This window comes from Thalassovita mangrovi, assembly GCF_009857745.1.
GTDB classification, from domain to species: domain Bacteria; phylum Pseudomonadota; class Alphaproteobacteria; order Rhodobacterales; family Rhodobacteraceae; genus Thalassobius; species Thalassobius mangrovi.
The window spans coordinates 102,368-117,933 of record NZ_WWEN01000008.1 but is presented as its reverse complement, the minus strand read 5'-3'; the positions used below and the strand labels follow the sequence as shown (position 1 = coordinate 117,933).

Sequence of the window (15,566 nt, the reverse complement as noted above, 5' to 3'; positions counted from 1 at the left end):
CCGCAAAAACAACTGCGGCGCCACAAGGGCGCCGCAGGGATCGTCTTATTTTGAAGCGTCTCAGAACCGCATGCTCAGCGACAGCTGCAGCGCGTGGCTGTCGTAGTCGCTGCCGAAGGCGCCGACATAACCGGCATTCAGCATGGTCGAAGCGCCGATCTTGGAGCTGACGCCCAGCGACAGCGACACCCAGTCGGTGTCCATGCCGTCAACCGGCGTGGCGCCCGAGGGCAGGCCGATGAAACCGGTCTGCACCAGCTGATCGTCGCCCGACGCGTTGTTATAGGCCACGGCACCGGTCAGCTTGGTCGCCCGTTCGCCGGTGGACAGCGCGTATTCGCCGCTCAGCCCCGCCGAAACGATGGTCACCTGACCCTCCTGGTCGCCGACCGACAGGTTCCAGGCGCCGGCACCGGTTTCATCGAAACCATCGACCGACAGGTCATAGTATTCGACCGACCCGGTCGGACCGAAGCGGAAGCCGCCCTGCGAGAACATGTATTCGCCCTTCAGCGCCGCGAAGACCTGCGACCCGTCGGTGCTGCCGGTGGCAACCGCGCCCATCACGTTGCGGGTGGTGTCGAAGGACAGGTCCTGATAGCCGACCATCGCCTGCGCTGCGCCGCCCTTGCCGAAGGTCGTCCGGCCGACAGCCGCGATGAACAGCCCCGACGCGTCGATCGAACCGCGCGACAGGGCAGCGTCCGCCGTCCCGTCCGAATAGCCCGCGACCACGCCGAGCGAGCTGGTGCCGCTGAAGCGCTTTTCGAGGCCGAAGATGCCGTTCCAGCTTTCGACGTCGTAGCCGATGCCGTTCGCCGTCGCGTCATAAGTGGCTTTCGAACCGCCCAGCGACACGAAGGCATGGGTGTCGTCACCGACTTCCCAGCTGTCCGGCATCCCCTTGGTCGACAGGGTGGCGCCGTCATTGCTCAGCTCGGACGATGCCATGCCGATACCGTTCACCACGGCCTTGCCGAATTCCAGGCCGATGCCGTTGAAGCCCGCCAGGAAGCTGAAACCGGTGGTTTCCAGCAGCGCGTTGGCTTCTGCGGTGTCGAGCGCCAGGATATCGGCGATCGCCGCCTGGTAATCGGCCGCGTAGCCAAGATCCAGGTAGGGAACGTTGGCCGCGCTGTCGAGATACCCGGCAGTGGCGAACTGGTACGGGGTGACCGTCTGTTCCACGACCGGGGCGAAGGTCGGGGAAATGCGCAGGATGAATTCGCCGCTTTCCACATCGCCCACGGTGATGGTGTAGTTCAGGTTCGCGTTGCGCAGATCCTCGATGGGATCGACCGCGAACAGGCCGTTCGCCTCTGCCAGCGCGACGATATCGGCCGGCACCAGCCCGCCGTCGACATAACCGAGATCGGCCACTTCGACGCCCAGCGTATCGGCCAGTTCCTGCAGTCGCGCATCGAGATTGGCAGCGGTTTCCAGCGTGCCGTAGGTCCAGCCGCCGGCGGAAAGGTTGTTCCAGGCAACCAGCGCCGCTTCGTCGAGCGGATTGTCGTTGTCGTCCCAGAACAGCCCGTCGGGCACCATGGAGTTATCCAGGAAGCCGGTGCCGAAATTCGCGACGTAATCCGCGTTGGTCAGGGCGCCGAAGGTCAGGGTGTCATCTGCCGCGGTAAGCGTCAGAGACCCGCGGTCCGGCGAGAAGAAGCCGATTTCGCCTTCATTGCCGCCGTCGCCGAACAGACCGTCGGGCAGACGCGCGCCGATGCCCAGCGTGGTCGCATCGAGGTTGTACAAAACAGCTTCGGCCGCGGCGGTATCGCTCATCGGGTTGCCGTCGGAATCCAGCAGTTCGATGGTGAAGCCGGTCATCCGCGCGCCGGTGAAGTTCGAGGTCTTGCCGAAGGTGAAGTAATCCACCGACGGGTACATGGAATCAGTCTCGGTGCGCAGACGGATGTCGAACGGGTTGCGGCCGGTCAGCCAGGTCTTGACCCGCTTGCCCGCACCACCCGCTGCATCGCAATAGACGCCTTCCTGGTTGGTCATGATGCAGTTGGTGACTTCGCCGCGGCTGCCCAGATCGCTGAAATCGGTGATGATCACTTCGTACGGATCGACAAAATCTTCCCCATCCCGGGTGCGGGTGAAGGTGACGGCGCGGATGCCGGGCTCTTCGACGCCTTCTTCCGGGTCGGCGAAAATCGAACCGTCGCCCGAGGTGCTGACCAGAACGTCATCGGGGAGCGTGTCGGCCCAGGCCGAGGTCGCAAGGCCGGCGATGATGGCGATCGGCGCGACGCTTATCTTTTTCAAACTCAACATTTTTTTCATCTTCCAATCACGACGAAATGCCGCCCCTTCTTTGGAACCTTATTCGATGGCAGACGATGCAGAATCTGCTCTGCCTTTGGTTGCTGCAACGGGGTGCCGGCCGGATGTCCAAATTGAACTACGTCAATTATGCGCTCAACCATGTGGCGCAGGATCATTGTACGCGGCCAGGACAATCCCATTGCTGATGGTACCCGAAAACTATCAGAACAGCCGGTGGGGTTAGATGGCCTTCATTCCGAAAATTATATATTTCTTAACCTTGTTGCCCCTACGACACATGGCGGTAAAAAGTTTTGCTATTCGCAGGGGCCGAGCGCCTGAAAAATGGGAAATTTCTGAAAATTTTGATCTAGATCAATTTTCAATCCCAGGTAATTTTTTCCGCAAAATTACGCCAAGAGATTGAACACATCATCCGCGACGGACAGGCTGATTCCGCCCAACGCACCACCATCGACCAGCGCCCAGAGGATCTGCCCGGTCGGGCGGTAGATCACGAAGGCCTCGTCAATGTCGGCTGACCCGGCATTCTCGGTATTGGCGAAATTCACTTGGAACTGGTCCGCCGTCGCCGATCCGCCGAATTGCAGCACATCGCCTTCAACGGAATCGAAATCCTGTATCCAGTCCGAACCGTGCCCTTCGATGCCCAGGTGGAAAAACCGGTCCGCCCCATCGCCGCCCATCAGCCGGTCATGGCCGAAGCCGCCATTGATGAAATCCATCCCGTCGCCGCCAAGGATCAGGTCCGACAGCGCCTGCCCGGTCAGAACATCGTCGCCGGTGCCGCCGATCACCGTGTCGGCGCCGAATCCGCCGGTGATGGTGTCGTCACCGGCATCGCCGCGCAGTTCATCATTGCCATAACCGCCGTCGATCACGTCGCGGCCCGCCCCGGCATAGACGACGTCGCGAAGGTCCTCGGAAGAATCGTTGTCGGCCTCGCTGCCAAAGATCGTGTCGTCGCCGTCGCCGCCGACCAGCGTATCGCGCCCCAGCCCGCCTTCGATCGCGTCATCCGACAGACCGGCGAAAATCAGATCGTCCCCATCGCCTCCCGCCGCATGGATCGACAGGGGCATGGAAGACGCCTCCAGCACATCGTCGCCGCCTGCGCCGAACAGGTGCAGGGCATTGTCCGCGACATCCGTGCCGGACAGGTCTTCGACGGTAATCCGGTCCTCGAATTCCCCGCCCTGGAAATGCAGTTCCCCATAACTAGAGACGATCAGGTTCGGGGTGTCGCCGTCGTTCGAATAGACCGCGACCGCACCATCCTCCGCAGCGATCCGGACATCGTTCGCCTGGCCCGCAACGGCCCGCACCAGAAGCCGGTCCTCAGCGCCATCCCCTTGTAATATCTGTGTTTCCAGCGTCAGATAATCGGCGATCAGCGCCGTGACGGCGGCCGAGGCCTCAAGCTTGGTGACCTCGCCGTCGCCATCCAGGTCCAGCGCCGCGTTCTGGCTGTAGTAAAGCGACCCTTCGGAAAACAGCACGTAATCGTCCGGCTGATCCGCCGCCACCGGCCAGAGGACGGACATGTAGAGATCGGAAACCGAAGGGGCCGATCCCGGCGCGATATAGCGGTCGAAATACATCTCGACCCATTCCATCTGCTGCGCCGCCGACATCGCGGCCAGCTGTTCCAGCGTCACGTCCCAGCCGGAAATGCCGATCTGGGTGAACTGCAACAGCCCCACCGCGCCCGAAATCGGGTTTTGCAACGAGGGGCTGAAGGTCCCCGCCGTTTCGAAATCCATGATCGCCAGCAGATAGGCCGCCGGGATAGCGTATTTCTCCGCCAGGTCGATGATGGCCTGCTGAAATGCAGGGTCCGCTTCGACAACCGCCGGGAAGATCGTGACGGCATCGGGGCCCGGCGTAGCACCGTCTATGATCCCGGGGGATTCGAGCACCACGATATCCCAGCCGTCGTCATAAGGGTCGGGATCGTCGTCTTCGATGGTGAAGGTGGAGCGGGCCAGATAGGTCGCGACCGGGTCCGAGATATTGCGCTGGATGATTGCGCCGAAGCGTTCGCTGCCCTCAGTGATACTGTCGTCGGTCAGGGTGACGGTCACCGTCGCGGAACTTTCGCCCGCGCCAAAGGTGACCTCCTGATTGACGATACCCTCATAATCACCCTCGTTGGCGTATCCTTCGGTGATCAGGGTCGAGAAATAGACGGTTTCGGCCGTCAGGTCGCCCGACCGGGTGATGGTGAAGGTGATGGTCCCCGCCCCCTCCGCCACGCTGGTGGTGACAGGCACCATCGCATAGCCGGTTTCCGGGCTGGCGGGATCGTCATCCTCGATGGTGAAGGTGGAGCGGTCGAGATAGATCGTGACCGGGTCGGACGGATCGCTCTGGATGATCGCGCCGAAGCGTTCGCTGCCCTCGGCGATGCTGTCGTCGGTCAGGGTGACGGTCACCGTTGCAGAACTGTCCCAGGCGTCGAAGGTGACCGCCTGATTGACGATGCCCTCATAATCGCCCTCGTTGGCGTAGCCTTCGGTCACCAGGGTCGAGAAATAGATGGTTTCGGCCGTCAGCACGTCCGACCGGGTGATGGTGAAGGTGATGGACCCCGCGTCTTCGTCGACGCTGGTGGTGACCGGCACCATCGAATAGGTGGTCATAGGATAAGGCCCCGACAAGTTGCCAACCTCTTTATCCTACTCCGCCGGGGATAAAACACAAATTGCCGGAATGACGCGCCGGTTCTGGCACCCGGCCTATTCCAGCTCGTCCATCTCGCCGCGCAGGTCTTCGACCCGTTCGAGATGTTTTTGCCCCTTGTCGCCCAGGGCGCGGCTGGCCTCGATCGTCATCAGGCGCAGCACGGACATCGCCCCGACATAGGAATCCGCGAATTGCGGCGTGTCGACCACGCAATCGAGCGTCCAGGTCGCCATTGCGGGGGCTTCGCGCACCGTCTGATCGGCCAAAAGCACGATCTTCACCCCGCGCGCGGCGATGGCTTCGACCGTTTCGGTGAAATCCCGCGGCCGGCGGCGGAGCCCAACTATGATCGCCAGATCGCCCTCTTCCAGCGCCGCGATCCCTTCGGCGCGGGTCTGCCCCGGCAGCAGCAGCGGCGACACGCCGGGGCGCATCTGGGCCAGCTGCGCGGTGATGTATTGCGACAGGAAATGGCTGTTGCGATAGCCCAGCGTGCGGATGCGCGCGGCCCCTGCGATGGCCTCGCCGATGTCGCGCAGGGTCAGCGGGTTGAGCCGCGACAGGGTGGCTTCGATCAGCGCCGCTTCCTGCGCCACCAGATCCGAAATCGGATCGGCCGCCTGCTGCGCCTTGCGACCGGTATAAAGCGGCGATCCGGTCGCCCGCATCCGCCGCGCCTCCTGCCGGGCCGCTTCGAAATTGCTGTAGCCGAGGCGGCGGAAAAACCGGCTGACCGTCGCGTTGGACACCCCGGCCTGCTGCGCCAGTTCCGACGCCGTCGCCACCGCCAGCTCCGCCGGGTCGTGCAGGACCGTTTCGGCTATCCGGCGCTCCCCCTCGGGCAATCCAGAAAACGCTTCGTGAATGCGCTTCGCCAGGGTTTGCGGGGCGGTTTCTGCTCGATTTTTAATCAATTCTTGACTCCAGCGGAAAGAAAACTGATTTTCTTATTTTGCACACTGATGAAAAACATTTTTCATGTATCCGTCAAGACTCGCAGGGCGAAGGGATTCGAAGACGTGACCAACAAGGCGCAAATAGCACGGGTATGGAGCCTGCGCATCAACTGGCTGGTGGAGCGTGTCTGCGTCGCGCTTCTGCTGGTGCTGGTGCTCGACGTCTGGCTGGGCGTGCTGGTGCGTTACGTGATCCCGCTGCCGCTGACCTTCACCGAGGAACTGGCGCGCTACCTGATGATCTGGATGTCGCTGCTGGCGGTGTCCTCGGGCATCGCCTACCGCGAACATATCGGGGTCGAATTCATCTTCGGCCGCCTGCCCGCGCCGGTGCGGCGCTGGCTGGCGGTGGCCTTCGACGTGATCGCCTTCGCCTTCTTCGCGGCGCTGTTCTTCTACGGCATCGGCTTCGCGGTGAAGGGATTTTCGCGGCTTACGATGATCTACGACATTCCCAAGGGATACCCGTTCATGGGCGTGCCGCTAGCCGCCCTGATGGCCTGCATCCAGCTGGCGCTGATCGGGCTGCACGATTTCTTTGCCGAAAAGGCCCCTGCGGCCACCGGCGCCACCATGGCGGGGGATGAATGATGGGTACGTTTCTGGTCGCCGTCGCCTTTTTCGGATTGCTGGCCTTCGGGATGCCGGTGGGGTTCGCCATCGGCGTGGCGGGGATGGTGGGCATCATCGACATGGGGCCGCGATTCCTGCAGATGGCGCCGGACCGGATGTTTGCCGGGCTGGACCTGTTTCCCTTCCTTGCGATGCCGTTCTTCATCCTTGCGGGTGAGATCATGAACCGCTCGGGCATCACGCAAGGCTTGGTCCGGCTGGCCGACGCGCTGGTCGGCTGGATGCGCGGCGGCATGGCGCATTCCAACATGGTGGCAAGCGTCATGTTCGCGGGCATCACCGGGTCGGCCACCGCCGACGCGGCGGCCTTTGGCAACACGATGGTCCCGGCGATGGAAAAGGCGGGCTACAAGCGGTCCTACGCCGCCGCCGTCACCGCCGCCGGGTCGATCATCGGGCCGACCATTCCGCCCTCGACGCTGGCGATCATCTACGGTTCGATCATGGGGGTTTCCATCGCGGGGCTGTTCGCCGCTGGCATCCTGCCGGGGCTGCTGATCTGCGCGATCTGCATGGGCGTGATCGCCCTGACCGCCAAGCGCAAGGGCCTGCCCAAGGGCGAAGGCCGCCCCAGCCTCTGCGCTGTCTGGGCGGCGCTGAAGGAAGGTTTCCTTGCCGCGCTGCTGCCGGTGTTCATCCTCGGCTCGATCCTTGGCGGGTTCGCAACCCCCACCGAGGCGGCGGCGATCGCGGTGGCCTATGCGCTTTTCGTCGGCGGCGTGATCTATCGCGCGCTGTCCTGGCGCGACCTCTATGAGATCGGCGTCCGCACCACCCGGATCACCGGGGTGATTTTCCTGATCATCGCCTCGGCCTCGATCCTCGGCTGGTGGATGACCTTCAACCGCATCCCGCAGGCCATCGCCGCGACCCTGCTGGCGGTGTCCGACAACCCGCAGATTATCATCGCGCTGATCCTCGTGCTGCTGCTGCTGATCGGGCTGGTGATGGATATCAACGCGACGCTGATCATCCTCGCCCCGGTGCTGGCGCCGCTGACGGCGCAGATCGGGATGGAACCGGTCCATGCCGGGATCATGATCATCCTGGCGCTCAATATCTCGCTGATGACGCCACCCGTCGGGGCCTGCCTGTTCGTGCTGGCCTCGGTCACCGGCGAGAAGGTCGAAGCGATCACCCGCGAACTGTGGCCCTTCATCATCGCGGAAGTGGCGATCCTCGCGGTGATCGCCTTCTGGTCCGATCTCACGCTTTTCATACCAAGACTGCTGGGGCTCTGAACCCCGGCGCAACCTCCCAACAGGAAAGGAAATAACAAATGTCGATCCTCAAAACAGCCTCCGCCGCGCTGGTCGGTATCTGCCTGGCGGCAAGCGCCCAGGCCGCCGATATCACCATCCGCCTGGCGCACCTGAACCCCGAAGACCCGTTCGCCAGCCATTCCGGCGCGATGTCGGCGGTGTTCAAATCGCTGGTCGAGTCGAACTCGAACGGCCGGATCGAAGTGCAGCTGTTCCCCAACGGCCAGCTCGGCAAGGATAACGAAGTGATCGAACAGGTCCGTTCGGGCCTGGTCGAATCCGTGATCTCGTCCTCGGGCGGCATGGCGCAGCATTACCCGATGGTCGGCGTGTTCGACATCCCCTTCGCCTTCCCCAATATCGGCGTGGCGTCCAAGGTGATCGACGAAGACAGCTCCTTCGGCAAGAAATTCGTCGCCGACCTGGAAGGCGCGACCGGGCTGGAAGTGCTGGGCCTGCTGGATTCGGGCGGCTTCTTCGCCTTCACCTCGGGCAAGGCGCCGATCAAATCGGTCGCGGACATGGAAGGTCAGCGCATCCGCACCATGACCCTGCCGACGCATGAGGCGATGATCACCTCGCTCGGCGGTCAGCCGACCCCGCTGCCCTGGGCGGAAGTCTATACCGCGCTGCAGACCGGCGTCGCCGACGGCCAGATGAACCCGGTGCCGATCATCGCCTTCGCCAAGTTCGATGAGGTGCAGAAATACCTGTCGATCACCAACCACCTGATCACGCCCTATATCTGGACCATGAACGCCGATTTCATGGCGTCGCTGAGCGAAGAGGACCAGTACCTGGTCAACTGGGCGGCTGACGTCGCCACCGATGCGGGCCGGTCGATGAGCCGGGTGATCGAAGCGTCCGACAAGGGTCTGCCGGCGCTGGCGGCCAAGATGGACGTGAACGTCGTCACCGCGGAAGAACAGGCCAAGTTCGCTGCCGCCGCGCAACCGGCCGTGCGCGCGCTGATCGAGGAAAAATACGGCGCCGAGGGCACTGCGATGCTCGACGCGATGCTGGCCTCGATCACCGAGGAAAACGCCAACTTCTGATGCTAGACAGGAACCGGGCGTCCGCGCCCGGTTCCACCCGCCCTTTGGGGCAAGAATTCCGAGGATAACATGACCACCGAATACACCCGCGCCGCAGGCAGCGACGACGCCTTCACCCTTTGCCTCAACCCGCAGGCCGCCAAGGACAAGCCCTGGACCGCAGACCAGGATGCGATCCTCAGCGATGCGGGGCTCACCGCCGCGCGCGCGACGATTTCCGGCTGGCCGGGTTACGCGCCGACGCCGCTGCTTGGGCTGCCCGAACTGGCCGTGGGGCTGGGCATTGCTCAGCTGTGCTACAAGGACGAAGGCGGCCGTTTCGGGCTGGGCAGCTTCAAGGCGCTTGGCGGGGCCTACGCGGTGGCGCGGCTGCTGCAGGCGGAACTGTCGAAGACGCTGGGGCGTGAGGTGAGCATGGAGGAAGTGACCTCCGTCGCCTACCCCGACGAGGCCGCCCAAATCACCGTCTGCTGCGCCACCGACGGCAATCACGGCCGCTCGGTCGCCTGGGGCGCGCAGAATTTCGGCTGCGGCTGCGTGATCTTCATCCACGCCACCGTGTCGGAGGCCCGAAAGGACGCCATCGCCGCCTATGGCGCCGAGGTGCGCCGCTGCGCGGGCAATTACGACGACAGTGTGCGCGAGGCGCAGGAAACCGCCAGCGCCGAAGGCTGGTTCGTCGTTTCCGACACTTCCTACGAAGGTTACATGGATGTCCCCCGCGACGTGATGCAGGGGTACGAAGTGATGGCGGCGGAAGCCTTCGACACGCTGGACGTCCCGCCCACTCATATCTTCCTGCAAACCGGCGTCGGCGGCATGGCGGCGGCGGTGACCGCGCAGGCGGTGCGCCGCTGGGGCGCCGGGCGGCCGCTGATCGTGCTGTGCGATCCGGATCAATCGGCCTGCTACCTGGAAACCATCCGGGCGGGCCGCCCGGTGGCGGTCGAGGGTGACCTCGACACGCTGATGGCCGGTCTGGCCTGCGGCGAGGTGTCGGCGCTGGCCTGGGAAATCCTGAAGGACCACGCCGATGCGGTGATCGCGCTGACCGATGCCGCCGCCGTCGCCGCGATGCGCCGTCTGGCCCGGCCCGAGGGCAACGACCCGGCCATCGTGGCGGGCGAATCCGCCGTGGCGGGGCTGGCGGGGCTGACAGCGATTGCCGATGACGACGAATTGCGCGCGGTGCTGGGGCTGGGCCACGACGCCCGGGTGCTGCTGTTCGGCACCGAGGGCGATACCGACGCCGCGCTGTACGAGGAACTGGTCGGCCTGTCCGGCGACGCAGTGCGGGGGGCGGCCTGATGCAGGTGTCTTCCGACCGTCTGATGGGGATGCTGGCCGATCTCGGTCAGCGCGGCGCGCTGGAAGGCGGCGGCGTCTGCCGCCTGGCGCTGAGCGATACCGACAAGGCCGGGCGCGACTGGCTGGTCGCCACGATGCGCGACCTGGGAATGACCGTTTCCATCGACGCCATCGGCAACATCTGGGGCCTGCGCAAGGGCCGCCGCGACGGTGCGCCGATCATGATGGGATCGCATATCGACACGGTGGCGACCGGCGGGCTCTATGACGGGGCGCTTGGCGTATTGTCTGGGCTTGAGGTCATCGCGGCGCTGAACGCCGCCGGTGCCGAAACCGACCTGCCCGTCGCCGTCGGCGCCTTCACCAACGAGGAAGGCGCGCGCTTTGCCCCCGACATGATGGGATCGGGCGTCTATTGCGGCGCGCTGGACCGGGACGAAATGCTGGCGGTGCGCGCCACCGATGGCGACGGCGTGGTGGGCGAAGAACTGGACCGGATCGGATACCGCGGCAGCGACGCGCCGGTGATCCCCGCCGCCTATCTGGAACTGCATATCGAACAGGGCCCGGTGCTGGAACAGGACGGGTTGCAGGTCGGCGCGGTGACCGGGGTGCAAGGCATCCACTGGACCGAATTCACCGTGACGGGTCAAAGCAACCATGCCGGCACCACGCCGATGGCGCTGCGCCGTGACGCGGGACAGGTGGCGGCGCGCATCGCGCTGGCCGCCGATGCCATCGCCGCCGATTACGGCCCGCCGCAGGTCGCCACCGTGGGCGTGTTCGAACTGACGCCGGGGCTGGTCAACGTGGTGCCGCAGCAGGCGCGGCTGACGGTGGACCTGCGCAATACCGACGGCGAGGTGCTGGAGCGCGCCACCGCCCGGCTGATCGCCGAGGCAGAGGCGGCGGCGGAAGCGGCGGGATGCAGCCTGACCCACCGGCCGCTGGCGCGTTTCGCCCCGGTCGTCTTCGACGACACGCTGGTGGGAAAGGTCGAAGCGGCCGCGCAGGCGCGCCAGCTCAGCGTGAAACGGATGCCGTCCGGCGCGGGGCACGACGCACAGATGTTCGCGCCGCTTTGCCCCACCGCGATGATCTTCATCCCGTCGGAAAACGGGCTGAGCCACAATATCAACGAACACAGCGACGAAGGCGACATCATGGCGGGCGCGCAAGTGCTTCTCGACCTCGTTTGCGATCTGGCAGGAGCAACCACATGAGCAGGAAATTCATCGTCGCAGGCGCACAGCTGGGCCCCATTGCCAAGGACGAATCCCGCGCCTCCGCCGTGGCGCGGATGTGCGATCTGATGCGCGCGGCCCATGCCCGCGGCGCGTCGCTGGTGGTGTTTCCCGAACTGGCGCTGACCACCTTCTTCCCGCGCTGGTTCATGGAAGACGAGGCCGAAATCGACGCCTGGTTCGAAACCGAAATGCCCAACGGCACCGTCGCGCCGCTGTTCGACCTGGCGCGCGAACTGGGCATCGGGTTCCACCTCGGCTATGCCGAACTGACCCCCGAGGGGCGGCATTTCAACACCGCCATCATCGTGTCGCCCGAGGGCGAGATCGTCGGAAAATACCGCAAGATCCACCTGCCCGGGCATCGCGAAAACGAAGACTGGCGGCCGTTCCAGCACCTGGAAAAGCGCTATTTCGAAAAGGGCGATCTGGGCTTCCCGGTGTTCGACGCCTTCGGTGGCAAGCTGGGCATGTGCATCTGCAACGACCGGCGCTGGCCGGAAACCTGGCGGGTGCTGGGGCTGGGCGGGGCCGAATTGGTCGTGCTGGGCTACAACACGCCGTTCCATTACCCGCCCGCGCCGGAACACGATCATTTGCAGTATTTCCACAATGAACTGTCGGTGCAGGCCGGCTGTTACCAGAACGGGCTCTGGGCCGTGGCGGTGGCCAAGGCGGGGATGGAGGAAGGCAGCGAACTGATCGGCGGGTCGGTCATCGTCGCCCCGACCGGCGAAATCCTCGCCCGCGCCGCCACCACCGGCGACGAGGTGATCACCGCCGAGGTCGACCTGGATCGCTGCGCCGAGATCCGCGCCAACGTGTTCAACTTCGCGCAGCACCGCGAACCGCAGGATTACGCGGCGATCACCGCCCCGAAATAGGGCCAAGGGATCGAAGGGCTGCGCCAGACCGACGAAGCCGCGCCGGAAACCCGGTTCGCCATCGCCGCGCCCCGTTCGTGCAGCAGCCAGTCGGGGGTCGCCCCCGGCCGGGGCGCTTCCCCCCGCGTAATCCCCGTTTTCGGCGATAACAGCATGCGCCCCGAAGCCCCGGATGCTATCGGGACGCATCGATATTTCTGATGGAATCGCCGACATGACCAGGATCACTCTTCTCGATGGCGGGCTGAGCCGCGAATTGCTGCGTTTCGGGGCGCAATTGCGCCAGCCCGAATGGTCGGCCGGCGCGCTGATGGACACGCCCAATGCGGTACGCCAGGCGCATGAGGCGTTTTTCCGCGCCGGTGCTGAAATCGCCACCACCGACAACTATGCCGTCGTGCCGTTCCACATCGGAGAAGAAAGGTTCGCCGCGCGGGGCAAGGAGCTGGCCGCCCTCGCCGGGCGCCTGGCCCGCGAAGCGGCCGATGCCACGGCGGACGTCCGGCCCGGCGGGCGCGTCGCGGGCTGCCTGCCGCCTGCCTGCGGGTCCTATATTCCCGATCAGTTCGATCCGGAAAGGGCCGCCAAAATCCTCGCCGTCCTGGTCGAAGGCTTGGACCCTTATGTCGATTTCTGGCTCGCCGAAACCATGAGCAGCCTGCAAGAAGCCCGCGTCACCGCAAACGCCGTGGCGGGCAGCGGCAAACCGCTGTGGATTTCCTACAGCCTGCGCGACGACGATCCCGAGGACACTGGCCGCCCGCCGATGCTGCGCTCTCATGAACCGGTGCGCGACGCGGTGAAACTGGCGGTGGAACTGGGCGCCGAGGCGATCCTGTTCAACTGCTCCATGCCCGAGGTGATGGAGGCCGCGGTGATCGAAACCCGCGAAACGCTTGCCGAACTTGGCCGCGATTTGCCCATCGGGGTCTATGCCAACGCCTTCACCGCGCGCGGCGATGACGGGGCGGCGAACGAGGTGCTGGCTGCGGTGCGCGACGATCTCAGCCCGGATCGCTATCCCGACTGGACCGATCGCTGGGTGCGGGCGGGCGCCACGCTGATCGGCGGCTGCTGCGGCATCGGGTCGGATCATATCGCCGCGCTGCGCGACCGCTATCAAAGCCCGCAGCGCAGCGCCTGACGCTCAGCCTTCCCATTCCGGCGCGACCGAGGCCGCGATGGTCCGGTCCAACGCCTCGAAGGCGTTGAGGCCGATCGTGTCGTACAGCTCCTGCCGGGTCTGCATCTCCGGGATCATCGCGGTGGTCGCCCCGTCCCGGGCCAGCGCCGCGTACAGCTTTTGCTGCGCCTTGTTGGCCACCCGCAGCGATGACACCGGCCAGATCACCATGTCATAGCCAAGCCCTTCGAACTCGGCGGCGGTGAGCGCGGGGGTGCGGCCGAATTCGGTCATGTTCGCCAGCAGCTTCACCCCCGGCAAGGCCGCGCGCATCTGGCGGAACATCTCGACCGAGGTCAGCGCCTCGGGGAAAATCGCCTCCGCCCCCGCCTCGGCATAAAGCTTGGCGCGCGCGATGGCCCCTTCGATCCCTTCGGACGCCGCCGCATCGGTGCGGGCGATGACGACCAGATCGCGCGCCGCCCGTGCCGCCGCCGCCACCTTGGCCGCCATATCCGCCGCGGGGGCCAGTTTCTTGTCGTTCAGGTGGCCGCATTTCTTCGGCAGCAGCTGGTCCTCCAGATGCACCGCGCCCGCGCCCGCCTCCTCGAAGGCGCGCACCATGTGCATCACGTTGAGCGCCTCGCCATAGCCGGTATCGCCATCGACCAGCAGCGGCAGGCCCGAAGCCCGCGCGATCTGGCGGATGAAGAAACAGACCTCGTCGATGGTGATGATGCCCAGATCGGGCAGCCCCATCGAGGCGGTCATCGCCGCGCCCGACAGGTACAGCGCCTCGAACCCCGCCGCCCTGGCCTGCAGCGCCGCCTGGCCGTTATGGGCGCCGGGCAGTTGCAGGATGCCGGGATCGTTCAGCGCTTGTCGAAACCGCCGGCCGGCGCTGTCATCGGGCAGGTGGTCCGCAATCAGATAGGTCATCGCATCACTCCGCCGCCGCAGACAGGGACAGCCCGCGCTGATCGAGGGGAACGAAGGCGCGATCCTCCGGCCCGACATAATTGGCCGAGGGGCGGATGATCTTGTTGTCCTGGCGCTGTTCGATCACATGCGCGCCCCATCCGGCGCTGCGCGCGATCACGAAGATCGGCGTGAACATCGCCGTCGGCACCCCCAGCAGGTGATAGGACACCGCCGAATACCAATCGAGGTTGGGGAACATCCGCTTGGCATCCATCATCACCTTTTCGATCCGTTCGGCGATGGCGAACATCTTCGTTGCGCCGGCCTGTTCGGACAGGCGGCGGGCGACGCGCTTGATCACCACGTTGCGCGGATCGGATACGGTATAGACGGGGTGACCGAAGCCGATGATCACCTCCCTACGCGCCATTCGGGCACGGATGTCGGCCTCGGCCTTGTCCGGCGTGGCATAGCGTTTCTGGATCTCGAAGGCGACCTCGTTGGCGCCGCCATGTTTCGGCCCGCGCAGCGCGCCGATGGCGCCACTCATGGCGGAATAGACATCCGATCCGGTTCCCGCGATCGACCGCGCGGTGAAGGTGGAGGCGTTGAATTCATGTTCGGCATAGAGGTTCAGCGTCACATGCATCGCGCGGATCTGCGCCGTGCCGGCCGGCGTTCCGTGCAACAGGTGCAGAAAATGCCCGGCGATGCTGTCGTCGTCGGTTTCCACCTCGATGCGGCGGCCGTTCTGGGCATAGTGATACCAGTAAAGCAGCATCGACCCCTGCGCCGCGATCAGCCGGTCGGCGATGTCGCGCGCGCCGGGCGTGTTGTGATCGGCCGCCTCGGGCAAGGCGCAGCCAAGCGCCGAGACGCCGGAGCGCAGAACATCCATCGGATGCGCCGCCGCCGGGATCGCCTCGAGCGTGTCGCGCACCGTCTTGGGCAAGCCGCGCAACCCGCGCAGCTTGACCTTGTAGGCCGCAAGTTCGGCCGCCGTGGGCAGGCTGCCGTGGATCAGCAGATGCGCCACTTCCTCGTAATCGCAGGCTTCGGCCAGATCGAGAATGTCATAGCCGCGATAATGCAGGTCGTTGCCGCTTTGCCCGACCGAGCACAGCGCGGTATTGCCGGCGGTGACGCCCGACAGCGCCACCGACTTCTTCGGTTTTGTCACGGAACCGCTCATGGTTT

At 65.0% G+C, this 15,566-nt stretch carries 12 protein-coding genes; 7 read left to right on the top strand and 5 right to left on the bottom strand.

The window, feature by feature from the left end:
* Window positions 1–60: 60 nt before the first annotated feature.
* The 3 genes from GR167_RS16525 to GR167_RS16515 form a co-directional block, all read right to left on the bottom strand.
* Window positions 61–2,277, bottom strand: coding sequence for a choice-of-anchor F family protein (locus GR167_RS16525; protein WP_160974831.1), 2,217 nt, complete (start codon window positions 2,275–2,277; stop codon window positions 61–63).
* A gap of 410 nt (window positions 2,278–2,687) precedes the next feature.
* A complete protein-coding gene (locus GR167_RS16520; protein WP_160974830.1) occupies window positions 2,688–4,940 on the bottom strand; it encodes a Calx-beta domain-containing protein in 2,253 nt (750 codons plus the stop codon).
* A gap of 96 nt (window positions 4,941–5,036) precedes the next feature.
* Window positions 5,037–5,897, bottom strand: a complete 861-nt coding sequence (locus GR167_RS16515) for a MurR/RpiR family transcriptional regulator (RefSeq protein WP_160974829.1) — start codon at window positions 5,895–5,897, stop codon at window positions 5,037–5,039.
* Window positions 5,898–5,945: 48 nt separating this feature from the next.
* On the opposite strand from GR167_RS16515, the gene GR167_RS16510 reads away from it, so the two are divergent.
* The 7 genes from GR167_RS16510 (at window position 5,946) to GR167_RS16480 (ending at window position 13,469) form a co-directional block, all read left to right on the top strand.
* A complete protein-coding gene (locus GR167_RS16510) occupies window positions 5,946–6,530 on the top strand; it encodes a TRAP transporter small permease (protein ID WP_160974828.1) in 585 nt (194 codons plus the stop codon).
* Window positions 6,527–7,813, top strand: coding sequence for a TRAP transporter large permease (locus tag GR167_RS16505; RefSeq protein ID WP_235915995.1), 1,287 nt, complete (start codon window positions 6,527–6,529; stop codon window positions 7,811–7,813). The genes GR167_RS16510 and GR167_RS16505 overlap by 4 nt, the downstream gene beginning before the upstream one ends.
* Before the next feature lie 38 nt (window positions 7,814–7,851).
* Complete coding sequence (locus tag GR167_RS16500; protein WP_160974827.1) at window positions 7,852–8,889, top strand: DctP family TRAP transporter solute-binding subunit; 1,038 nt, start codon at window positions 7,852–7,854, stop codon at window positions 8,887–8,889.
* Window positions 8,890–8,958: 69 nt separating this feature from the next.
* On the top strand, window positions 8,959–10,197 hold the full coding sequence (locus GR167_RS16495; protein ID WP_160974826.1) for a diaminopropionate ammonia-lyase: 1,239 nt from the start codon (window positions 8,959–8,961) through the stop codon (window positions 10,195–10,197).
* Window positions 10,197–11,420, top strand: a complete 1,224-nt coding sequence (locus GR167_RS16490; RefSeq protein ID WP_160974825.1) for a M20 family metallo-hydrolase — start codon at window positions 10,197–10,199, stop codon at window positions 11,418–11,420. The genes GR167_RS16495 and GR167_RS16490 overlap by 1 nt, the downstream gene beginning before the upstream one ends.
* Entirely contained in the window at window positions 11,417–12,325 is a 909-nt protein-coding gene (locus GR167_RS16485) for an N-carbamoyl-D-amino-acid hydrolase (RefSeq protein ID WP_160974824.1), read from the top strand. Before GR167_RS16490 ends, GR167_RS16485 begins: the two co-directional genes overlap by 4 nt.
* A 214-nt stretch (window positions 12,326–12,539) precedes the next feature.
* The gene (locus tag GR167_RS16480; protein WP_160974823.1) at window positions 12,540–13,469 is read left to right on the top strand and encodes a homocysteine S-methyltransferase family protein; all 930 of its coding nucleotides are present in this window, start codon (window positions 12,540–12,542) and stop codon (window positions 13,467–13,469) included.
* Between the two features lie 3 nt (window positions 13,470–13,472).
* Here the strand turns inward: GR167_RS16480 and prpB are convergent, their stop codons facing one another.
* Together prpB and prpC are read right to left on the bottom strand one after the other, a co-directional pair.
* Complete coding sequence (gene prpB / locus GR167_RS16475) at window positions 13,473–14,387, bottom strand: methylisocitrate lyase (RefSeq protein WP_160974822.1); 915 nt, start codon at window positions 14,385–14,387, stop codon at window positions 13,473–13,475.
* A gap of 4 nt (window positions 14,388–14,391) precedes the next feature.
* Complete coding sequence (gene prpC, locus GR167_RS16470) at window positions 14,392–15,561, bottom strand: bifunctional 2-methylcitrate synthase/citrate synthase (RefSeq protein WP_160974821.1); 1,170 nt, start codon at window positions 15,559–15,561, stop codon at window positions 14,392–14,394.
* Window positions 15,562–15,566 lie beyond the last annotated feature (5 nt).